Here is a 22676-nt window from a genome sequence, read left to right as displayed (position 1 = left end):
ATGAAGAATATTCACTTCGATAATTTACAGGAAACATTATATAATGAAAAACTCGACAATGGTTTGGACGTCTATATTTTACCGAAACGTGGATTTTCGAAAACATTCGTGACGTTCACGACTAAATATGGTTCAATCGACCGGACATTTATCCCGCGTGGAAAAACAGAGGAAGTGACAGTTCCTGATGGCATTGCCCATTTCCTAGAGCATAAAATGTTCGAAAAAGAAGATGGGGACGTATTCCAAAAGTTTAGTGTGCACGGTGCATCTGCCAATGCGTTTACATCATTCACACGAACTGCTTATTTGTTCTCTGCTACGGATAAATTATATGACAATACTGAAATTCTTCTTGATTTTGTACAGGAGCCGTACTTCACGGAAAAGACTGTTGATAAAGAGAAGGGTATTATTGCCCAGGAAATAACGATGTATGATGATCAGCCGGATTGGCGTCTCTATTTCGGTACGATCGAAAACCTGTTTCATGAACATCCCGTGAAAATTGATATCGCTGGTACGGTCGCATCGATTCAAGATATCACGGCGGACTATTTGTATGAATGCTATGAAACGTTCTATCATCCGTCCAACATGGTGCTTTTCGTTGTAGGTGCTGTTGATCCGGAAGAGATGATGGCATTCATCAAGAAAAATCAAGATGCAAAAACATTCGATGATCCTGCAGAAATTGTACGTAGTTTCCCTACTGAAAAGGATACCGCAGCAATCACTGAGCGGAAGCTTGCAATGGACGTATCGAAGCCGAAATTGAATATTGGTATGAAATGTACTAATACAGATATTGATGGAGAAGAGATGCTCATTCAGGAACTTTCAGCGGGTCTAGTTCTGGATATCCTGTTTGGCAGATCATCCGAATTCTATACAGAAACGTATAATGATGGACTTATTGATGAGTCGTTTTCTTATGATTTTACAATGGAGAATGGCTTCGGTTTCGCAATGATTGGTTCTGATACAGACCAGCCGGAACAACTCGAAAAAGCAATCCGAACAACTGTGAAAAACACCGTTGAAACATGGCCAATCACGGACTTGGAACTTAATCGAATGAGGAAAAAGAAAATTGGTCAATTCATGCGTTCTTTGAATTCTCCGGAGTTTATCGCCAACCAGTTTACTCGCTATACGTTTAACAACATGAATTTGTTCGATGTTGTTCCAACACTTGAGAAATTAACGCTCGAAAACTTGAAAGATGCATTCCAAACGTTTTCGGATGAAAGCGGTTATACGGTCTATTCAATTGTTCCAGCTGATAAGGCAGAATGACGGAACAGAAATACTGCGTTGTACTTGGTGCATCAGGTGGAATAGGCGATGCGATTAGTCGAACATTAGCGGCTGCAGGCTGGTCGCTATTCCTTCATTACAATGAAAATGCTGCACATGCTACTCTTTTGAAGCAGGAACTGAGTATGACCTATCCGCAATTGAGTTTTAAAACAGTCCAAGCAGATTTCAGTGCACAAGATGGAGCAGAATTACTCGTCCAACAAGTTCGTACTATTAGTGCTGTTGTTGTTGCAAATGGGCAATCGATGATGAAACTGTTGACGGAAACAAGCACTGAAGACATGGATGCACTATGGAAAGTCCATGTACAAAACCCCGCACGATTTATAAGTCTGGTATCTCCACAATTACGCAAGTTTGAGCAATCGTACGTTGTCATGATTGGCTCGATATGGGGTAATACGGGGGCGGCAGGAGAAGTGATGTACTCCGCTGTGAAGGGGGCGCAACACGCATTTGTGAAAGCATACGCGAAAGAAGCCGCCTTTTCAGGAATACGCGTCAACGCTGTGGCACCTGGGTGGATAGAAACGCGAATGAATAGTGACATACCATTAGATGAACGACAGATGGTTATCGATGAAATACCACTTATGAGTTCCGGGACACCAGCACATGTCGCTGAAGCAGTTAATTTCCTGTTAAGCGGCAAGGCGGATTATATGACAGGTGAAATTATGAAAGTGAACGGCGGCTGGTATATTTAACTTAATTCAGTTTAAGCCTCCGGTGATAGCACGAATTTTGAAGTGCGTGGAAAGGCAACAAGGGGGGATGTAGTTCAATCCCTCCCCGTAGCATACCTGCATCATGGAGGCATGCAAGCGCAATTCAAAATTTGTACGCAATGTAATTGATTGGGGAAGGGGATTAAAACAATCCCCTTTTTCCTTTTCATAATGCATTTAATCAGCTATCATAGAACTATATTACTTCTTGTGCGTCATATAGTAGTGCGTGTTCAAAAAAAAGGACAAAGGAGTGTGTGTCTGATGGGTGAATGGTATCTTGAATATGAAATTCAGGTTAACCGGCCTGGCCTTCTGGGTGATATTTCGTCGTTGCTCGGAATGTTGCGCGTGAACATTGTTACAATTAATGGTGTTGATGGCGGACATCGTGGAATGCTGCTACGAACTGACAACGACGACCAGATAGCGCGTTTTGAACAAATCGCCGAGACGATGGAAACGATTCATGTAATAAAAATCCGTGAGCCAAAGTTGCGCGATATTCTAGCGGTCAGGCACGGACGTTATATACAGCGTGATGCAGACGAAAGGAAAACGTTCCGTTTCCTTCGAAATGACCTTGGGATTCTTGTTGATTTCATGGCTGAAATATTCAAACAGGAAGGCCATAAATTGATTGGTGTTCGCGGGATGCCACGAGTAGGGAAGACGGAATCAGTCGTAGCGGCAAGTGTTTGTGCTAATAAAAAGTGGATATTCCTTTCGTCGACGATGATTAAGCAAACGTTGCGGAAAAACTTAGCGGGCGATGAGTTTTCAAAAGATAATATTTTCATCTTGGACGGTATCGTTACGCGTAAGGCGGAGGACGAACGTCACATGCAACTTGTCAGGGAAATGATGCGAATGCCCTCTATAAAAGTTGTGGAGCATCCGGATATGTTTGTTCAGCATTCGGAATACAGTATTGAAGACTTTGATTATATTATTGAATTAAGAACAGAACCAGATCAAGAAATTACATATGAAATGATGGAAAAAAACCATATGATGTCCGACCATGGAATAACGGATGGATCGGGTTTATTCAACTTCTGATAGGCAGGTGTTTTTGGTGACCGGATTAGGTGATCGTCTCAAGCAGGCGAGAATGGCTAAAGGATTTACATTGGATGATTTACAGTCAATAACGAAAATACAGAAACGGTACCTCTCCGGTATCGAAAATGAAGATTACAGCATGATGCCTGGATCTTTTTATGTACGGGCATTCATCAAACAATATGCAGAGGCAGTAGGTCTAGATTCTGATGAAATGCTATCTATGTATAAAAATACGTCTCCTGAAGTGCCATCCGAGGAAGAGGCGGGTCAGCGTGCTTCGTCGACATTGACACGTAAAAGAGGTTTAAGAAATAATGATCAGTTAAATGAAATGATGCCGAAAATCATCGTCGCTTTATTTATTATCGTTATAGTGGTTGTTATTTGGACCCTCTATCAAGGGTCATCTGGCAAGAAAGATGATGTGAATGGCGTCGAAACGAATCAACCGGTAATAATGGAAAATAGTAAACCAACTCCTCCTAAGAAAGACACGGAAAAAGTAGAAGAAAAGCCTGTGGAGGAAGAGGTAGAACCGGAAAAACCGGAACAGACTTTAGCTTTTGAAAGCGCAAGCGGAGAAACATCAGTGTACGGACTAACTGGAGCAGAATCGTTCAAACTTGAAATCCGTTTAACCGGGGGATCTTGGATTGGTGTAAAAGATAATTCCGGAAAAGAATGGATGACACCTGCACGTATTATGGTAGCAGGGGAATCGATTGAATTTGATGTGACGGCTACCGATTCTGTACGAATCCGTGTTGGGCGTCCTAAGTCTACAGAAATATATGTCAACGGTGTGTTACTTGAATACGGTGTGCCACCACAGGATACTGTTCCACAAAATATTATGATTGAATACAAGAAAGAGTAATAGTCATCTACTTTAGATGACTATTTTCTTTGAAAGGAAAGGTGTATTTTATGAATTTGCCAAACAAAATAACCGTATCACGCGTTCTGCTCATTCCAGTTTTTATGGTTTTCATGCTGGTTGATTTTAAATTGGGCACTATAACTATCGCTGGTACAGAAATGATGAAAGAACATTTAATCGGTGGACTTATTTTTATTATTGCATCTATAACAGATTGGCTTGATGGGTATATCGCTCGGAAAAATAATCTTGTTACCAATATGGGGAAATTTTTGGATCCGCTGGCGGACAAATTGCTTGTTTCTGCTGCTTTGATCATACTTGTTGAACTTGGAATAGCACCGTCATGGATTGTCATCATTATTATTAGCCGGGAATTCGCTGTGACGGGTCTTAGGCTTATCCTTGCAGGCGGCGGGGAAGTCGTAGCGGCCAACCAGCTCGGGAAAATTAAAACGGTGGCACAAATCTTAGCCATTACTTCGCTGTTGTTGAATAATATATTTTTCGAGTCGATTGGTGTACCATTCGGTGTCATCATGCTTTACATCGCGCTCTTCTTTACAATTTGGTCAGGTTTCGATTACTTCTATAAAAACAGACGTGTACTGGTTGATTCAATGTAAGGGGATGAGTAGCTATGAAGGCAGAAATTATTGCAATTGGCTCAGAGTTATTACTTGGACAAATTACGAATACGAACGCTAAATTCATTTCGTTAAAACTCGCAGAAATTGGTATCGATGTTCATTATCAGACGGTCGTGGGCGACAACCCGGATCGTTTGGATGAAGTGATTGAAATTGCAATGAAACGTGCAGATATTCTAATCTTTACAGGCGGACTTGGACCGACGAAAGATGACATGACAAAAGAAACCATCGTGAAACATATCGGTACAACATTAGTCAGCGATGACGAGGCACTTCTTTATATTCAGCAATATTTCAAACGTAGCGGTAGGGTTATGACGGAGAATAATAAGAAACAGGCACTAGTGTTTAAAGGCGCGAAAGTCTTAGCAAACCGAAAAGGAATGGCACCCGGAATGGCTGTTGAAAAGGATGAAGTACGCTATATCCTTCTCCCAGGTCCACCGCATGAAATGGAGCCGATGTTTACGGATGAGGCGATTCCTTATTTGTTAGGTGTTACTGGCAAACAGGAAGTTATCACATCGCGAGTTCTGAAGTTTTACGGTATTGGGGAGGCGGAGCTTGAACACCGGATTCAATCTATTTTGGAAAAACAAACGAATCCGACAGTTGCGCCGCTGGCAACAGCTGACGCGGTCACATTGCGCCTCACTGCAAAAGCAAAAACGACCGATGCAGCGTTGAAGCTGATTTCGCCAATAGAAGAGGAGATACGTTTACTAGTTGGAGACTACATCTACGGAACTGATGATGATACATTGGCATCCAAAGCTGCAGAACTTCTCATTCGAAACGGTTGGACACTAGCTGCTGCGGAAAGTCTGACGGCAGGTCTATTTATGGCAGAACTGGCCGGTGAACCAGGGATTAGTTCGTCACTAGAAGGTGGCATTGTCGTCTACAATGAGAAATCGAAAGTAGAACAACTTGGTATTGAGCAGTCCCTACTTGCGGAGTATGGTGTCGTCAGTGCAGAATGCGCGGCTGCCCTTGCGGAAAACGTGAAACGAACGTTCAAATCGGATATTGGAATTGGTTTAACAGGTGCGGCTGGCCCAGATCCACATGATGGGAAGCCAGTCGGCACTGTGTGGATTGGTATCACTTCTACAGATGCAGAGACAGAGACATTTAAGTTGTTACTATCGGGTTCAAGAAACGCAAACCGTCTCAGAGCAGCAAGATTTGCGCTCTATTATCTGATTAAACACCTAACTACAAAAGAAGGCCAAAGTTAAGATTTAAGCCGTTTTCTCAATTAAAAATGTTAAACACCCAGGTATTCTCACTTATATATTTAATTCGAGAAAATTAATCGAATAAATGTTCGCTTTTTGATTGAGTATTTCTCATTAAAGGAGTATACTAGAGGTAGTAAGAAAAACAGAAACATTACCTTGAGGGAGGAAATAAATTGAGCGATCGTAAAGCCGCCTTAGAAATGGCGTTAAAACAAATAGAAAAGCAGTTTGGTAAAGGATCTATTATGAAACTGGGTGAAAAAACAAACCTGGAAGTTGAAACTTCTTCTACGGGCTCCCTTGCACTTGATGCTGCACTCGGCATAGGCGGATATCCACGCGGCCGTGTCATTGAAATATACGGACCTGAAAGTTCTGGTAAAACGACTGTTGCCCTTCATGCCATTGCAGAAGTACAAGCAGCTGGAGGAACTGCTGCATTCATCGATGCTGAACATGCGCTCGATCCGATTTATGCGCGTAAGTTAGGCGTTAATATCGATGAATTATTACTTTCTCAGCCTGACACGGGAGAGCAAGCGCTTGAAATCGCTGAAGCGCTTGTACGGAGCGGGGCAGTTGATATATTTGTCGTGGACTCCGTTGCTGCGCTTGTACCTAAAGCAGAGATTGAAGGCGAGATGGGAGATTCGCATATCGGGTTACAAGCCCGTCTTATGTCACAAGCATTGCGCAAACTTTCCGGCGCCATTAATAAGTCAAACACAATCGCGATATTCATTAACCAAATCCGTGAAAAAGTCGGCGTTATGTTCGGAAGCCCTGAAGTAACTCCAGGCGGGCGCGCATTGAAATTCTACTCTTCAGTACGCCTAGATGTAAGACGTGGAGAAGCGATTAAACAAGGCAATGACATAGTGGGAAATAAAACACGAATCCGCGTTGTGAAAAATAAAGTTGCACCTCCGTTTAAAACAGCGGAAGTTGATATTATGTACGGAGAAGGAATTTCCCGAGAAGGAGAAATTATCGACCTTGGTGCCGAAGCCGAAGTTGTCCAGAAAAGTGGATCTTGGTATTCCTATGAAGGAGAACGACTCGGACAGGGACGAGAGAATTCGAAACAATTCTTGAAAGAAAACCCGGATATCCGTTCGGAAATCGCCAACAAAATTCGTGAATCATATGGACTTGCAAGCTCAAACTATGTGATTGGTGCTCATGAAGTAGACGAAGACGAAGAGTTGGAACTGCTACTTGGTGAAGAATAAGTTAAACAAAAAGCCGATTCGTCCTCTTAGTAGGGCGTGATCGGTTTTTATATATTCTCCGAAAAAACTATTATTATTCCAAGAATAATGTGTCTCAAAGACCTGTGTATCCTTGACATGTCAAATTTACATAGATACAATTAGAATTGTATAATTTCATTCCATTGAAATGAATTTGGCAGTATGTTGTACGTTGATATATGAGCCGACTGAAAATGAAAAGAATAGCAAGAGGAGGTGACCTGGATGTCATTAGGATTGATTATCTCCGCTTTGCTCGGTCTGCTCGTTGGTGCCGTTGTTACCTATTTCTTTAATAAGAAAGTGAACGATTCAAAAGTGAGTGGTGCCAAATTTACGGCAGAACAAATCGTCGAAGAGGCGAAGCGTGAAGCGGATGCTCTTAAAAAAGAGGCACTACTAGAAGCGAAGGATGAAACTCACAAACTGAGAATTGAAGCGGAATCAGAGATCCGTGAACGAAGGGCGGAACTGCAAAAACAAGAAAACCGTCTTTTGCAACGGGAAGAAAATCATGACCGTAAAGATGAAGCTCTCAATAAAAGAGACGCAGGTCTGGAGCGCAAAGAAGAAGCGCTTACCGGAAGACAACAGCATATCGAACAGATGGAACAAAAAGCGGAAGAACTTGTTTCGGTTCAGAAAACTGAACTTGAAAAGATATCATCACTGACACGTGATGAGGCGAAAAGGCTCATCCTTAGTGAAGTGGAGAAAGAACTTGCTACAGATATCGCTGTAATGACAAAAGAGTCAGAGCAACGAGCAAAAGAGGAATCGGATAAAAAATCGCGTGAAATCCTTTCCATCGCTTTACAACGTTTTGCAGCAGACCACGTTGCTGAAACGACTGTGTCGGTAGTTAATCTACCGAACGATGAAATGAAGGGCCGTATTATCGGTCGTGAAGGACGTAATATCCGAACACTCGAAACGTTGACAGGAATTGACCTAATAATCGACGATACTCCAGAAGCGGTCATCTTGTCAGGCTTTGATCCGGTACGTCGGGAAACTGCACGACTTGCATTAGAGAAACTTGTACAAGATGGACGAATTCACCCAGCACGCATTGAAGAGATGGTTGATAAATCGAGACGTGAAGTGGATGAACTCATCCGCGAAACTGGAGAACAGACAACTTTCGATATTGGCATTCATAATCTACACCCAGATCTTATTAAAATCATCGGAAGATTGCGTTTTCGCACAAGTTATGGCCAAAACGTCTTGAAGCATTCAACAGAAGTTGCTTATCTAGCAGGTTTATTGGCGGCAGAACTTGGAGAAGATGTTACGCTTGCACGACGTGCTGGACTCCTTCATGATATCGGAAAAGCGATTGACCATGAAGTAGAAGGAAGTCACGTTGAAATTGGTGTTGAACTTGCAACGAAATACAAAGAACATCCTGTTGTTATTAACAGTATCGCATCCCATCATGGGGATACTGAAGCGACATCAGTCATTGCCGTATTGGTTGCAGCAGCAGATGCATTATCCGCTGCAAGACCAGGAGCGCGCAGTGAAACGCTTGAAAATTATATCCGCAGACTGAAAAAACTTGAAGAGATTTCTGAATCGTACGACGGTGTGGAGAAATCATTTGCCATCCAGGCAGGACGCGAAGTTCGAATTATTGTCCGCCCAGACCAAATCGATGATATTACAGCCCATCGTCTAGCACGAGATATCCGGAAACGGATTGAAGAAGAGCTCGATTATCCAGGACATATTAAAGTAACGGTCATCCGTGAGACACGGGCGGTCGAATACGCAAAATAAAGAAAAGGGGGTTTCCGTGCATTTCGGTCCGGGAGCCTCTTTTTCTATTGGGAGAGATTATTTTATGAGAGTATTATTTATAGGTGATATTGTAGGATCGCTAGGACGAGATATGGTATTTGACTATTTACCACGACTCAAAAGGAAGTATAACCCTGATGTTATTATTGCGAACGGGGAAAATGCAGCAGCCGGGAGAGGAATCACAAAAGCGATATTCGATGACCTGCTCCGTGCTGGAGTAGATGTTGTAACAATGGGTAATCATACATGGGACCAAAAAGAGATTTACGATTTTATCGATGATACAGATTACCTTATCCGTCCTGCGAACTTTTCAGATGAAGCACCTGGTAAAGGGATGACGACAATTTCACGTAATGGTGTGACATTATCTATCATCAATTTGCATGGCCGGACATTTTTACCTCCGCACGGCGATCCGTTTGAAAAGGCAGAGGAATTGGTAGCGGAAGCAAGAGAGATTTCTCCGCTTGTCTTCGTTGATTTCCACGCCGAAGCGACAAGTGAAAAAATCGCAATGGGTTGGCATCTTGATGGGAAGGCATCTGTTGTTGTAGGAACGCACACGCATGTCCAAACAGCGGATGACCGCATTCTGCCAGGTGGAACAGCCTATTTAACTGACGCCGGCATGACGGGCCCTTACGATGAAATCCTGGGTATGAAAAAAGAAGACGTCATCTATCGTTTCCGTACGAATTTACCAGTTCGTTTTGAAGTTCCTAAATCAGGACGTACCCAATTGAACGGACTCTTTGCAGTATTAGATGATGAAACAGGAAAAGCTATCAGAGTTGAACGTGTTGCCATCAATGCTGACCGTACATTCAAAGGCTGACATGCGTCTAAACATCACCTCCGAATCATAGGATGGTTTATGGAGATTTCCGATCCATAGACACCGAAAAATAAGGAGGAATCATGTTGAACCCATTGAAAGTATCATCTCGCTCGAATCCGAATTCTGTTGCAGGAGCACTCGTTGCAGTTATCCGGGACCAGGGATACGCAGAAATGCAGGCAGTAGGTGCTGGTGCCTTAAATCAGGCAATAAAGGCAATTGCAATTGCACGTGGATTCGTCGCTCCAAGTGGCGGAGATCTCATCTGTGCACCCGCTTTCACTGATATCGAGATTAACGGTGAAGGACGTACGGCATTGAAATTACTTGTTGAAAAACGACAGCGTAATATGTAAATTAGAAAGAGTCAGGACCACAGGATAAGTTAATTTCCTGTGGTCTTTTAGTTGTATCACGAGAGAAAGTTCTTTTTTGAAGATAAGACTAAGTTTTTAGCTTTGAATGGTGTCTAGGCTTCAGGCGCAAGACGCTCGGAGGCTAACAGGATGTGAGTCACGCAGCTGTTGCCGCAGGACGCGGCGCACTTAGGCTGGGTTCCTTGAAAGCCAGCCCAGCTATGCGGCAAAGAACGCCGCTTCGCCGTTCCGTCTTATGCCTGTCGCGTCTAAAACGGCGCCTTCCGCTTTTCATAACTGTGACAAACAACCGACAAAGCTTTGACTTCTTGTACAGGTGGTCAACAATTAAGTATAATGTAATCATACGTTAAAATTCCCAAGGCTTTGTATGAAAGGGGACAAGTTAAATGAACGAGGAACAGCGATTGAATGAAGGACTAGTGAAGCCGAAACTAGCAAAAACTGCTGACAAGGACTATAGCCACTATTTTCAGACTGCCTACACACCGCCTTCTTTGAAAGACGCTAAAAAACGTGGCAAAGAAGAAATCGCTTACTACGATAACTTTGAAATTGACGAGCGTTTCCGTGAGATGGGGGCGAATCGGAAGTTTTATATACGGACATATGGTTGCCAAATGAATGAACATGACACAGAAGTGATTGCTGGTATTTTAATAGGCCTTGGATATGAACCGACAGACACCGTTGAGGATGCGAATGTCGTGTTGCTCAATACATGTGCCATTCGTGAAAATGCCGAAAACAAAGTGTTTGGGGAGCTAGGTCATTTACAATCGTTGAAAAGAAGAAATCCTGACGTCTTAATCGGCGTATGTGGTTGTATGTCGCAAGAAGAATCAGTTGTTAATAAAATTCTTAAAAAGTATGATCAGGTTGATATGATTTTCGGAACACATAACATCCACAGGTTACCCCATATTTTAAATGAGGCCTATTTATCAAAAGAAATGGTCATAGAAGTGTGGTCAAAAGAAGGTGATATTATTGAGAACCTTCCAAAAGTCCGTCACGGAAACATTAAGGCTTGGGTAAACATTATGTATGGCTGCGACAAGTTTTGTACGTATTGCATCGTGCCATACACGAGGGGCAAGGAACGAAGCAGACGTCCGCAAGATATTATCCAGGAAGTACGGCAGTTAGCGGCAGAGGGCTATAAGGAAATTACGTTGCTTGGTCAGAACGTTAACGCGTACGGAAAAGATTTTGACGAGACGAGTTATCGTTTTGGCGATTTAATGGATGATTTAAGCAAAATCGACATACCGAGAATCCGTTTCACAACTAGCCATCCCCGTGATTTCGATGACCATCTAATCGAAGTGCTGGCGAAGGGCGGCAATCTAGTTGATCATATTCACCTTCCCGTTCAATCGGGTTCCAGCGACATTTTGAAAATTATGGCGCGAAAATATTCACGTGAACATTATCTTGAGCTCGTGGGGAAAATTAAGAAAGCGATACCGAACGTTACATTAACGACGGATATTATCGTTGGATTCCCGAATGAAACGGACGAGCAATTCGAAGAGACAGTATCCTTGTACAGGGAAGTTGGTTTCGATATTGCTTACACGTACATTTATTCGCCACGGGATGGCACGCCGGCTGCAAAAATGGCTGACAATATTCCGATGGACGTGAAAAAAGAGCGTTTACAGCGATTAAATAAAGTCGTCAATGAATTATCCGCAGAAGCGATGAAACCTTACAAAGGTAAAATCGTTGAGGTACTTGTTGAAGGCGAAAGTAAGCGTAATCCGGAAGTTCTCGCTGGATATACGGAGAAGAGCAAACTCGTCAATTTCAAAGCACCCCAATCTGTAATTGGTAAAATAGTTAATGTGAAAATAATAGAGGCCAAAACATGGTCACTCGACGGTGAGTTTATCGGCGTAGTAGAAAAGGAAAAGGTGATGTCATAATGGAAAAGTTATATTCGAAAGATGAAATTATCGCAAAAGCACGCGAGATCGCAGTAATGATTGCGAACACAGAACAAGTGGAGTTTTTCAAGCGGGCAGAAGAGCAAATTAATGAAAATCAAAAAATCCGTGAAAACATTGCAAGTCTAAAATCATTGCAAAAGCAGGCAGTCAATTTCCAACAGTACGGAAAAGAAAGAGCGTTGGGTATCATTGAAGGTAAAATCGAAAAAATCCAAGGTGATATTGACGAAGTTCCTATTGTTCAGGAATTTAAACAATCACAAGGCGAAGTGAATGATTTACTTCAACTTGTATCGAACACAATCGCAAACACTGTCACAGATGAAATCATCAAAGCGACAGATGGCGATGTAAGACGTGGAGAAACGGGTTCTTATATAAAAAATACGACATATGAAAAACTATAAGTAAGTATACCAATCGGTGGGAAAATATTTCCTGCCGATTTTTCTCACTCTCTGGGCTTCTGTTGCATAAGATGGATTGAAGCGAATGGAGGAGGAATCGAACTGAAAAATTTACGTCAGATCGTGACGAAGACGGTTATTGCCAAGGGGAAGAAGCGGACTGAGACGACTGTGACACTGAAGCCGCCAAATAGTCCGACGAGTATACTCGGATGTTGGGTCATCAACCATACACATCAGGCGAAAAAGGTCGGTAAATTCATCGAAGTTACCGGTAAGTTCGACGTCAATGTTTGGTATTCCCATCAAGAACATTCAAAGACATCTGTGTTTACAGAGTCAATTCCTTACAAGGACCGGATTCGTTTGCATTATCGAGACGAACCGACATCTGGGCATGAAGAAGTCATCGTTGATGTTATCCAGCATCCGAACTGTACAGAAGCGGTTATTTCGGAATGTGGTGAGAAGTTCTGTATTACGATCGAACGAGAATTGATGGCAGAAGTTGTTGGCGAAACAAAAGTCTGTATTACGGTACATCCACAAAGTTTTGAAGAGGAATGGTCATTCCGTGATGAATCATCATCACATGATCATGACCACAGTCCAGGACATGAGCAAGCGCAAGTGCGGGGCAGTGACCAAGGGCATAGTCAGAAACAAGGTAGAGAATCATCGTCATTTTGAGAGCCGGCAAACACTACCGGCTTTTTTTCTTTTTGATGGATTTCGCGGGTGTGCAGGTACGCACCATTCATAGCCGAAGTTTATAATGATAAATGTGTAGTTGAGATTAGAATTGCAAAGTTGCCATTAGAGCGGTGAAGTTGCGGTTAGAATCGAAAAGTTGCAATTAGAACGGTGGAGTTGCAGTTAGAATCGAAATGTTGCAATTTGAATTAACGAAGTTGCAATTACACAAATACCGGACTCTTCGTTGTCCGGTATTTGCTTAGATTTTTGAAGACCGTAAAAATCACGCAGAACTTGGGCTCTTCGTTGCCCAAGTTTGTTATAATAATAAAAAATAGAATTTGTAGCGAGGTTAAAAAATGACAACACACACACCAATGATCCAACAATATTTAAAAGTGAAATCGGAACATAAAGATGCCTTTCTGTTTTTTAGATTAGGCGATTTCTATGAACTGTTTTTCACGGATGCGGAAGAAGCATCTCAAATTCTTGAAATTACATTAACCAGTCGGGATTCTGGGAGTCGAGATCGGATTCCGATGTGCGGTGTACCCTATCATGCGGCTGCAGGTTATATAGAAACGCTCGTACGAAAAGGGCATAAAGTGGCTATTTGTGAGCAGACGGAAGATCCAAAAGAAGCAAAAGGCATCGTCAAAAGGGAAGTCGTTAAAATTATTACTCCTGGTACGATGACCGAAGGAAAAACAATTGATGCGAACACGAATCATTTCATCGGATCGGCTGACATTATTGATGGCAATAAGTATGCACTCGCTTATCTTGACCTAGCAACTGGTGAAGGTAAAGTGGAGTCTGTGGAAGGCGACGAGCGGACGCTGATTGCCGAAATTGAGGCACTGGGTATGAAAGAAGTCGTTGTCGATGAAGGACTGCATCTCGCTCTCAGTGATAGCATGGCGAAACGCAGTATTGTATTGTCCATCGAGTATGGCGAGGAACAGTTCGAAATGGAGAATCTTTTTGGTGCAATTCCGAACGAGGTCAAGGAAGCATGTAGCATGCTTGTATCTTATGTTAGGCGCACACAGAAAACGGCACTCGATCATATACGTCCATTCGAATTTATCCAGAAACAAACGAAACTATCCATTGATGCCAATTCAATGCGTAATCTGGAACTCATCCAATCAATTCGCAATGGTAGCAAGGATGGCACGCTTTACTGGTTGCTTGACGAGACTGTTACAGCGATGGGCGCCCGTAAATTAAAAATGTGGATTCATCAGCCATTAGCTGAGAAAAGAGCCATTGAAAATCGACTGGATGCAGTAACTGAACTAATTGAAGAGTTTTTTCTGCGGGATGAATTGAAGACAAGCCTAAAAGAAGTATACGATTTAGAGAGACTCGCTGGGCGAATTTCAATGGGAAGTGCGAGTGGAAGGGATCTTGCACAACTTCGTAACTCACTCCGTCGTGTCCCAAACATCAAAAAAGCACTTCATGAATCAGAAAGACCCTTACTAAATCAGTTTTCCGAACGAATTGACGGTTGCGAAGAAGCGCTACACATTCTTGAACTATCAATTGCTGAAAATCCGCCACTATCCGTTAAAGAAGGCGGCATCATCAAGGATGGCTACGATGAAAAACTTGACCAATACCGTGATGCTTCAAAAAATGGTAAGGCGTGGCTTGCAGAACTTGAACGCGAGGAACGCGAGCGGACAGGCATTAAATCGTTAAAAATAGGATACAACAGAATATTCGGCTATTATATAGAGATTACGAAATCCAATATCCACCTTGCCGATTTGGAACGATATGAAAGAAAGCAGACGCTTGCGAATGCTGAACGTTACATAACTCCTGAGCTAAAAGAGAAGGAAGATCTTATCCTCAATGCGGAAGCGGGAGGACTAGAGCTAGAGTATCAGTTATTCAGTAAGGTTCGGGATTCCATGAAAACACATATTAGGCATATTCAGCATCTTGCAAGTGTCTTAAGCGAACTGGATGTCCTTCTTTCATTCGCAGCGGTTTCGGAAAAGCGTAACTACGTAAAACCAGTATTTCACGTTGGAAAAGCATTGGAAATCAAGAACGGGCGTCATCCGGTCGTTGAAAAGATGATTGACCATTCTCTTTATGTTCCTAATAACTGCAAATTGACTGATGAAGCGAATATGTTGCTTATCACGGGACCAAATATGTCCGGTAAAAGTACATACATGCGGCAAGTAGCGCTCATTGTCGTGATGGCGCAGATTGGCTGCTACGTACCTTGCGATCAGGCGTCACTTCCTGTTACCGATCAAATATTCACAAGAATTGGTGCAGCGGATGACCTAGCTTCAGGACAAAGTACGTTTATGATGGAAATGATGGAATCTCAATTCGCAATCGCAAATGCAACTGCACAAAGTCTTCTCCTTTTTGATGAAATCGGACGCGGTACTTCAACATATGATGGTATGGCATTAGCGCAGGCGATGATGGAACATATTCACAATGAAATTGGAGCGAATACACTGTTTTCTACCCATTATCATGAGCTGACCAATTTAGATAATGAACTATCTCGACTTGAAAATGTTCATGTCGCTGCAATGGAACAGGATGGAAAAGTCGTCTTTCTCCATAAAGTGATGGCGGGGCCGGCTGATAAAAGTTACGGAATTTACGTTGCGGATCTTGCAGGTCTACCCGAATCGCTTCTCAACCGAGCAAAAACATTACTCACTACATTTGAAAATGTGGAAAAACGAACGGTTCATGAAGATGAACCAACGCAATTGAACTTTTTTGATATTCAACACGATGAGCAGGTTACCTTGTCGGCAGAAGAGCAAGATGTGCTGACTAATCTGAACGATGCTGATCTACTTAATATGACACCGTTCCAGGCACTGCAATACATCCATGAATTGAAAGAAAAGCTCAGACCTAAGAAAGGGTGAGACCGATAGACATCATCAAAGTGATGGACGATACGCTGTCCAATAAAATCGCTGCGGGCGAAGTCGTCGAACGTCCTGCTTCCATCGTGAAAGAGCTCGTTGAAAATGCGATTGATGCAGAAAGTACTGTGATTGAAATTGGACTTGAGGAAGCCGGTCTACTGACAATTCGTGTAACAGATAACGGCAATGGCATGTCTAAAAAAGATGCTGTTCAAGCGTTTGAGCGGCATGCAACAAGTAAGATATCAAATGACCATGATTTATTCCGAATTCGAACGCTTGGGTTCCGGGGAGAAGCACTTGCGAGTATTGCATCCGTGTCCAAGATAATTATGTGGACTTCTGACGGAGAAACAGAAGGCACAGAAGTCCAAATTGACGGAGGTCGACTTGTCAAACATGATAATGCGGCATTCCGCAAAGGAACGGACATTACTGTTTCTCAATTGTTTTTCAATACGCCTGCACGCCTAAAATATATGAAAACAATTCAAACAGAACTGGGCCATACAATCGATCTCGTCAATCGACTTGCACTAAGCCATCCTACAATTGCGTTTAAACTCTCGCATTACAGTCAAGTACTATTGCAGACAGCAGGAAGCGGAGATCAACGCCGTGTACTTTCAGATATCTACGGTATAGCTGTCGCCCGTAAAATGGTAAGCTTCGCGGGCGAGAATGCGGATTACAAAGTTTCAGGTCATGTAACATTGCCCGAAATGACACGTGCGTCAAGAAACTATATGACGTTAATCGTCAATGGCAGATGGGTGAAGAGCAATGCGATCAATCATGCAATTCTAGATGCATTCCATACGTATTTGCCGATAGGACGCTCTCCAATCTCGGTTATCAACGTTGAAGGGGATCCCTATTTGACAGACGTCAATGTGCATCCTTCCAAACAACATATCCGCATGAGTAAAGAGGGTGAGTTACTGGCGCTCATTAAAGAATCTATTCAGAAGGCTATTCGGAAAAACACAATCGTTCCTGACGCTATAAAAAAAGAACCTGCCAAGAAAAATCAATCTGAACAAGTAAATATGTGGAATCAATTCCGAACAGAAAGGCCAACAACAGTGGCAGCACCGTCAGCACCGTCAATGAAACCACTAGAAAAACCAGCGTACGAGTCTTATGATCTTCCTGAAAATGATCCCGTTGAACAAACGCCTTGGATGGTCAATGAACCGCAGATTGCCCTAGAAGAAGTTGAACAACAAGAAGTAGATAAAAAATTCCCGGCTCTAGCGCCAGTTGGACAGGTTCATGGTACCTATATTGTTGCGCAAAATGAAGACGGTTTTTTCATGATTGACCAGCATGCAGCCCAAGAACGAATAAAGTATGAGTTTTTTAGGGATAAATTGAGTGAGACGGATAATGAAGAACGTCAAATGTTACTAATTCCTCTTATGTTCCATTACTCAGCAGACGAGAAAACGAAAATTGAGGAAAACATGAGTATGTTGCAGGAAGTCGGTATCTTCCTAGAGGAGTTTGGACCTTCTTCCTATGCGGTAAAAGAATATCCATCTTGGTTTCCAACAGGAGAAGAGACGGTTATCATCGAAGATATTATTGAGCAAGTGTTGACTACACGAAAAATTGATATCGGTAAATTGCGTGAAGAAGCAGCCATTATGATGAGTTGTAAACGCTCCATCAAAGCAAATCACCATTTGACACTAGCAGATATGGAAAGGCTGTTGAATGATCTATCTGCAGTCGACAATCCATTTACTTGTCCACATGGCAGGCCAGTGCTTATCCATTTCACGACGTATGAACTGGAAAAAATGTTCAAACGAGTGATGTAGAAAGCAGATTGAGGAAGTATATATTCGTACTACCTGTGTAATCGTGCTGAATGCATGTACACGTGGATTGTTTGAGTCGCTAGCCCAAGGATTCGAAACTTAGCGTCAGAGACCTCTAACCGGTCTACAGAGGTAATTTGCAGTACTAAATGTTGCGGAAACGTGACTGGAACGCGATATTCCCTATCAAAATGTTCATATTGATCGAGACAAAAGCGAAGGACGGTGCATTCCAATGAGAGAAGCGACACTTGAAATGTCAGATGGTTTTTTAATTCATGCCATCGTGATGAAACCAGAAGGTAATCCGATTGGACATATCCATCTTCTTCACGGCATGTCCGAACATATTGGCAGATATGTAGAATTTGCATACTATCTCGTGGAGAAAGGATATATCGTATCTGGTCACGACCACCGGGGACATGGCAAGACGGCTAAAATGAACGGAATAAAAGGGCATTTTGCCGATGAGGACGGATTTGACCATGTTGTTCAGGATGCTTTCGAAGTCATTTCGAAACTTCGGGAGCAGTATCCATCCCCGCGTTTCGTTCTGTTCGGTCATAGTATGGGATCGTTCGTCGCACGGAGATATGTCCAACTCCATGGCAGTGAAGTTGATCTGGCAATACTTTCAGGGACAGGCGGAGACCCTGGTGCAAGCCGCTTCGCAGGGCAGGCAGTTGCTTATCTGCACGGCAAGAAAAACGGTTTTGATCAGCCAGATAATTTCCTAAACAAACTCGTTTTTGGTGGTTTCAATAAGTCGGTTCATCAACCGAAAACGCCATTTGACTGGCTTTCTACCGATACTGAAGCTGTTGAGAAATATTTGATTGACCCCGCTTGTGGAGTAGTCCCAACCACACGTTTTTTTGCGGATTTATTCAAAGGACTTGGAGAAATCCATGACATAGATGAAATAAATAAAATCCCTAAAAAACTTCCTATTATCCTTTTTTCAGGGAGTGAAGATCCGGTAGGTGACAGTGGAAAAGGGGTTTGGAGTGTAGCAAAGCAATACAATAAGGCGGGCCTAGAAGATGTTACGGTACTTTTGTTCGAAGGTGGCAGGCATGAAATGCTCCATGAAAAGAACCGTCAACACGTATTCAAAACCGTTTATGACTGGATTGAAAAAAATGAGCAAATATCCTGAAGTAATCGCAATCGTCGGACCAACAGCATCTGGAAAGACGTCGTTAAGTATTGAACTTGCCAAAATAATTGGCGGGGAAGTCATTAATGGTGATGCGATGCAAGTATACAAAGGGCTTGATATCGGGACAGCCAAAATCACAGAAGAAGAGATGAATGGCATCCCGCATCATTTATTCGATGTAAAAGAACCGAATGAACCTTTTTCTGTTGCAGAGTACCAAACGGATGTACGAAAGTGGATAAAAGATATACAGGGCCGTGGAAAAACTCCAATCATCGTAGGGGGTACCGGATTATACATTCAATCCGTACTGTTCGATTTCCGTTTTACAGAAGAAGCGGCGGATCTAGAAGTAAGGAAACGCTTGGAGCACGAACTTGCTGAAAAAGGGGCCGCATATCTGTATGAAAAACTGGTTGAGCTTGACCCGGTGAGTGCTGAAAAAATTCACCCGAATAATCATCGCCGGCTTGTTCGAGCGCTTGAAATCATTGAAGTTACAGGTAAAACAAAGGAAGATCATGAAGACGACGCAGGACACGCATCTCTTTATGACCATCTCATTGTTGGTCTTGAAATGGACCGGGATGTGCTCTATGAACGGATTGGTCTCCGTGTCGACATAATGATGGAGAAAGGTCTTCTAGAGGAGGCTAATCGATTATGGGATGAAGAAATTCGTGGCGTACAATCTGTACAAGCGATTGGCTATAAAGAACTTCATCAATATATCGAAGAGAAGTTGTTACTAGACGACGCTGTTGAATTAATTAAAAAAAATACGCGTAACTACGCAAAACGGCAAATGACCTATTTCCGCAACAAACTGGCCATCAGCTGGGTCGATGCAGAATTGGGAACTACTGAAATTGTAAATAGAATTTTGGCAATCTTGAAGGGTTTCGATAATCCGGGTCGAATAAAGTAAGTGGAGCACTAGAAATATAGCTATGACAACTGGAGGATTCGGCGTATGAAACAGGTTAACATGCAAGAAACGTTTTTAAACTCGTTACGAAAGAATAATACATTTGTAACGGTATTCTTACTGAATGGATTTCAATTGAAAGGACTTATTAAATCGTATGACAATTATACCGTCTTGCTTGAGTCGGACGGCAAGCAACAACTAATTTATAAACATGCGATCTCCACATATGTCCCAACGAAACCGGTAATTTTAAAAGACGAAACGGAATAACCAAAAGCGGAAGCGCCTGTTCAGAGGCGGCAGACATAAGACGTGCCGACGAAGCGGCGTTCTTTGCCGCATAGTTGGACCGACTTATGACCGAGCCTCTAGGCGCTGAAGTCTAGACGTAACCAAAAGCGGAACAGGGAGTAAAATCCCCGTTCCGCTTTTGGTTTTAATGAATTTTTCCATTTGGCAATTTCCATTGGAAAACAAGCGAGAAAATACGTAGACCGGCTGTCATCACAAGTAACGCATAAAGTGCCAGATCACTCTTAAATAGCCCGAGGCCGACTATAAGACCGGCGAGTGCAGCCCACACTGCGTAGATGTCCCGTTTGAAGACGAGTGGCTTCCTTCCTGCGAGCAAGTCACGGATGACACCACCACCTGCTCCCGTTAGAACTGCTGCAACCATAACTGCATAAATTGACATGTTCAGTGATATGGCAAGCATGGCGCCTTGAATGGCGAATGCAGCCAATCCGATTGCATCAAAGTAATTACCCCATCTATTCCAATGTGAAAGAAGATACCTAGAAAAAAAGAAAATAATGGTTATCAAAATACTTGCTACAAAAAATAAGAATTGCTGATCCCATAATACAGAGACAGGCACACCTATTAAAACATTACGAACTGCACCACCGCCAAAAGCAGTGACCATACCCAATATATAAACGCCAAAAATATCATATTCCTCTTCCATCGCAACAATTGCGCCCGAGATAGCGAATGCTGCCGTACCGATAAAACTAAAAACATCCCAAGCCACTTCATTTCCTCCATTCAATATACCCTTAAGAATTCTAACAGATAACAATTAATAATCAATGACGAAAACCTTGTAAACGTTGACCTCTACGGACAGACTGATAAGATAATGAAGTGACTATTTAATGAAATGAGGAATACCAATTATGTTTACAAAACAAGACGACCTTTTATTTGAGAATGCGGAAGCGATCGAAGAGAAACTTGCACCATTTTTCAAAGGTATCGAAAAAACTGCCTTTTACAATCAACGGAAAGTACTCGCTGCGTTCCGTAAAAATACGGTGAGCGATTTTCACCTGACTGGTTCAACAGGTTACGGCTATGATGACGCGGGCCGAGATGTATTGGAACAAGTATACGCTGACGTTTTTGGAGCAGAAGATTGCCTAGTACGCAATCAAATTATATCTGGAACACATGCTATTTCAATCAGTCTTTTCGGAATCCTGCGACCAGGTGATGAGCTCCTTTATATTACAGGGAAACCTTATGATACATTGGACTCCATTGTTTCTGGAAAAGGGAAAGACACGGGTTCACTGCGTGATTATGGCATCACCTATAAACATATCGATTTGAATGAAGATGGTACAGTCGATTTTGAAGAAGTCGCTAAAAACATTCACAGTAAGACGAAAATGATTGGTATCCAGCGGTCAAAAGGCTATTCAGACCGTCCATCTTTCATGGTGGATGAAATTGGTGAAATGGTTCGTAAAGTGAAGGCCATCAATCCTGACCTCGTTGTGTTTGTCGACAACTGTTATGGCGAATTTGTCGAGGAACACGAGCCGATTCAAGTCGGTGTTGACTTAATGGCAGGTTCACTGATCAAAAATCCAGGTGGAGGTCTCGCAAGAACGGGTGGTTATATCGCTGGGCGTGCAGACCTCGTTGAAAAGTGTGCATACCGGATGACTTCACCAGGTCTAGGGGCAGAAGCCGGGGCATCGCTGGATACGCTGCGGGAAATGTACCAAGGATTTTTCCTAGCGCCACATGTTGTCAGTCAAGCCGTAAAAGGAGCGCTTTTCACCGCAGCACTTCTAGAAAGTTTCGGACTCAACACATCGCCGCATTACACAGAAAAAAGAACCGATCTAATTCAGTCGGTATCCTTTGAAAATGCCGATCAAATGATTGCGTTCTGTCGGTCAATTCAAGAAAACTCGCCTATCAATGCGCACTACGCCCCTGAGCCGTCGTATATGCCCGGCTACACCGACGATGTCATCATGGCGGCAGGGACATTCATCCAAGGCTCCAGCATCGAACTGACGGCAGACGGCCCCATCAGACCGCCCTATACGGCGTATGTCCAAGGTGGCTTGACGTACGAGCATGTAAAAGTAGCTGTGTTGTCCTCAATCGGTAAACTAGTTAAGGAAAACTTAATCGGGAATTAAATGTAACGAACTGTCACGGCAATCAGCGAAACTGTGAGGGCAAAGCGGAAAACTGTAATGGCAACGCCGAACTGTCATGGCAATCAGTGAAACTGTGAGGGCAAAGCGGAAAACTGTAATGGCAACGCCGAACTGTCATGGCAATC

At 42.8% G+C, this 22676-nt stretch carries 20 protein-coding genes; 19 read left to right on the top strand and 1 reads right to left on the bottom strand.

The features are described 5' to 3' along the window. From yfmH to hfq, 18 genes are all read left to right on the top strand, one after another. Window positions 1-1299: an EF-P 5-aminopentanol modification-associated protein YfmH gene (yfmH, locus tag H7992_RS16875; RefSeq protein ID WP_067214010.1), complete on the top strand. Its 1299-nt coding sequence runs from the start codon at window positions 1-3 to the stop codon at window positions 1297-1299. Next, the gene (gene ymfI, locus H7992_RS16870; RefSeq protein ID WP_067211097.1) at window positions 1296-2030 is read left to right on the top strand and encodes an elongation factor P 5-aminopentanone reductase; all 735 of its coding nucleotides are present in this window, start codon (window positions 1296-1298) and stop codon (window positions 2028-2030) included. The genes yfmH and ymfI overlap by 4 nt, the downstream gene beginning before the upstream one ends. 285 nt (window positions 2031-2315) lie before the next feature. After that, on the top strand, window positions 2316-3113 hold the full coding sequence (locus H7992_RS16865) for a DUF3388 domain-containing protein (RefSeq protein WP_067211096.1): 798 nt from the start codon (window positions 2316-2318) through the stop codon (window positions 3111-3113). Between the two features lie 16 nt (window positions 3114-3129). Further along, window positions 3130-3996: a helix-turn-helix domain-containing protein gene (locus H7992_RS16860; protein ID WP_082786632.1), complete on the top strand. Its 867-nt coding sequence runs from the start codon at window positions 3130-3132 to the stop codon at window positions 3994-3996. A 50-nt stretch (window positions 3997-4046) separates the two neighbouring features. Next, window positions 4047-4625, top strand: coding sequence for a CDP-diacylglycerol--glycerol-3-phosphate 3-phosphatidyltransferase (pgsA, locus tag H7992_RS16855; protein ID WP_067211090.1), 579 nt, complete (start codon window positions 4047-4049; stop codon window positions 4623-4625). A 14-nt stretch (window positions 4626-4639) separates the two neighbouring features. Further along, window positions 4640-5893: a competence/damage-inducible protein A gene (locus H7992_RS16850; RefSeq protein WP_187045359.1), complete on the top strand. Its 1254-nt coding sequence runs from the start codon at window positions 4640-4642 to the stop codon at window positions 5891-5893. Window positions 5894-6069: 176 nt separating this feature from the next. After that, complete coding sequence (gene recA / locus H7992_RS16845; RefSeq protein WP_067211085.1) at window positions 6070-7128, top strand: recombinase RecA; 1059 nt, start codon at window positions 6070-6072, stop codon at window positions 7126-7128. A gap of 246 nt (window positions 7129-7374) precedes the next feature. Continuing rightward, window positions 7375-8934 (top strand): ribonuclease Y, encoded by a 1560-nt coding sequence (gene rny, locus H7992_RS16840; protein WP_187045358.1) that lies wholly within the window; start codon window positions 7375-7377, stop codon window positions 8932-8934. Between the two features lie 64 nt (window positions 8935-8998). Beyond that, window positions 8999-9796, top strand: coding sequence for a TIGR00282 family metallophosphoesterase (locus H7992_RS16835; RefSeq protein WP_067214009.1), 798 nt, complete (start codon window positions 8999-9001; stop codon window positions 9794-9796). An 86-nt stretch (window positions 9797-9882) separates the two neighbouring features. Continuing rightward, window positions 9883-10155: a stage V sporulation protein S gene (locus tag H7992_RS16830; RefSeq protein ID WP_067211081.1), complete on the top strand. Its 273-nt coding sequence runs from the start codon at window positions 9883-9885 to the stop codon at window positions 10153-10155. 410 nt (window positions 10156-10565) lie between these two features. Beyond that, complete coding sequence (miaB, locus tag H7992_RS16825) at window positions 10566-12107, top strand: tRNA (N6-isopentenyl adenosine(37)-C2)-methylthiotransferase MiaB (protein WP_187045357.1); 1542 nt, start codon at window positions 10566-10568, stop codon at window positions 12105-12107. Continuing rightward, the gene (locus H7992_RS16820; protein WP_067211076.1) at window positions 12107-12538 is read left to right on the top strand and encodes a YlbF/YmcA family competence regulator; all 432 of its coding nucleotides are present in this window, start codon (window positions 12107-12109) and stop codon (window positions 12536-12538) included. The genes miaB and H7992_RS16820 overlap by 1 nt, the downstream gene beginning before the upstream one ends. Before the next feature lie 123 nt (window positions 12539-12661). Next, window positions 12662-13228, top strand: coding sequence for an outer spore coat protein CotE (cotE, locus tag H7992_RS16815; RefSeq protein WP_231885693.1), 567 nt, complete (start codon window positions 12662-12664; stop codon window positions 13226-13228). Between the two features lie 365 nt (window positions 13229-13593). Beyond that, a complete protein-coding gene (gene mutS / locus H7992_RS16810; RefSeq protein WP_187045356.1) occupies window positions 13594-16161 on the top strand; it encodes a DNA mismatch repair protein MutS in 2568 nt (855 codons plus the stop codon). Between the two features lie 5 nt (window positions 16162-16166). Further along, entirely contained in the window at window positions 16167-17990 is a 1824-nt protein-coding gene (gene mutL / locus H7992_RS16805; RefSeq protein WP_187047937.1) for a DNA mismatch repair endonuclease MutL, read from the top strand. Window positions 17991-18225: 235 nt separating this feature from the next. Next, window positions 18226-19152 carry an alpha/beta fold hydrolase gene (locus H7992_RS16800; RefSeq protein ID WP_187045355.1) on the top strand — a complete coding sequence of 309 codons (927 nt, stop codon included), beginning with the start codon at window positions 18226-18228 and terminating at the stop codon, window positions 19150-19152. Further along, on the top strand, window positions 19136-20083 hold the full coding sequence (miaA, locus tag H7992_RS16795) for a tRNA (adenosine(37)-N6)-dimethylallyltransferase MiaA (protein WP_187045354.1): 948 nt from the start codon (window positions 19136-19138) through the stop codon (window positions 20081-20083). Before H7992_RS16800 ends, miaA begins: the two co-directional genes overlap by 17 nt. 45 nt (window positions 20084-20128) lie before the next feature. Continuing rightward, the gene (gene hfq / locus H7992_RS16790; protein ID WP_067211068.1) at window positions 20129-20356 is read left to right on the top strand and encodes an RNA chaperone Hfq; all 228 of its coding nucleotides are present in this window, start codon (window positions 20129-20131) and stop codon (window positions 20354-20356) included. Between the two features lie 166 nt (window positions 20357-20522). Here hfq and H7992_RS16785 read toward each other — a convergent pair whose 3' ends face one another. Further along, the gene (locus H7992_RS16785) at window positions 20523-21122 is read right to left on the bottom strand and encodes a trimeric intracellular cation channel family protein (RefSeq protein WP_067211066.1); all 600 of its coding nucleotides are present in this window, start codon (window positions 21120-21122) and stop codon (window positions 20523-20525) included. A gap of 145 nt (window positions 21123-21267) precedes the next feature. Between H7992_RS16785 and H7992_RS16780 the strand changes: the two genes are divergently transcribed. After that, window positions 21268-22530, top strand: a complete 1263-nt coding sequence (locus H7992_RS16780; RefSeq protein ID WP_187045353.1) for a methionine gamma-lyase family protein — start codon at window positions 21268-21270, stop codon at window positions 22528-22530. The last annotated feature ends 146 nt before the right edge of the window (window positions 22531-22676 follow it).

The organism is Sporosarcina sp. resist (genome assembly GCF_014302295.1).
Lineage (GTDB): Bacteria > Bacillota > Bacilli > Bacillales_A > Planococcaceae > Sporosarcina > Sporosarcina psychrophila.
This window is presented reverse-complemented; position numbering and strand designations above follow the sequence as displayed.

Excerpts from the sequence above, each read along its gene's own strand:
- mutS (WP_187045356.1), top strand. The coding sequence starts at position 13,594 with ATGACAACACACACACCAATGATCCAACAATATTTAAAAGTGAAATCG.
- H7992_RS16780 (WP_187045353.1), top strand. The coding sequence starts at position 21,268 with ATGTTTACAAAACAAGACGACCTTTTATTTGAGAATGCGGAAGCGATC.
- yfmH (WP_067214010.1), top strand. The coding sequence starts at position 1 with ATGAAGAATATTCACTTCGATAATTTACAGGAAACATTATATAATGAA.
- H7992_RS16820 (WP_067211076.1), top strand. The coding sequence starts at position 12,107 with ATGGAAAAGTTATATTCGAAAGATGAAATTATCGCAAAAGCACGCGAG.
- H7992_RS16835 (WP_067214009.1), top strand. The coding sequence starts at position 8,999 with ATGAGAGTATTATTTATAGGTGATATTGTAGGATCGCTAGGACGAGAT.
- ymfI (WP_067211097.1), top strand. The coding sequence starts at position 1,296 with ATGACGGAACAGAAATACTGCGTTGTACTTGGTGCATCAGGTGGAATA.
- H7992_RS16865 (WP_067211096.1), top strand. The coding sequence starts at position 2,316 with ATGGGTGAATGGTATCTTGAATATGAAATTCAGGTTAACCGGCCTGGC.
- H7992_RS16800 (WP_187045355.1), top strand. The coding sequence starts at position 18,226 with ATGAGAGAAGCGACACTTGAAATGTCAGATGGTTTTTTAATTCATGCC.
- hfq (WP_067211068.1), top strand. The coding sequence starts at position 20,129 with ATGAAACAGGTTAACATGCAAGAAACGTTTTTAAACTCGTTACGAAAG.
- pgsA (WP_067211090.1), top strand. The coding sequence starts at position 4,047 with ATGAATTTGCCAAACAAAATAACCGTATCACGCGTTCTGCTCATTCCA.
- rny (WP_187045358.1), top strand. The coding sequence starts at position 7,375 with ATGTCATTAGGATTGATTATCTCCGCTTTGCTCGGTCTGCTCGTTGGT.
- miaB (WP_187045357.1), top strand. The coding sequence starts at position 10,566 with ATGAACGAGGAACAGCGATTGAATGAAGGACTAGTGAAGCCGAAACTA.
- H7992_RS16850 (WP_187045359.1), top strand. The coding sequence starts at position 4,640 with ATGAAGGCAGAAATTATTGCAATTGGCTCAGAGTTATTACTTGGACAA.
- miaA (WP_187045354.1), top strand. The coding sequence starts at position 19,136 with ATGAGCAAATATCCTGAAGTAATCGCAATCGTCGGACCAACAGCATCT.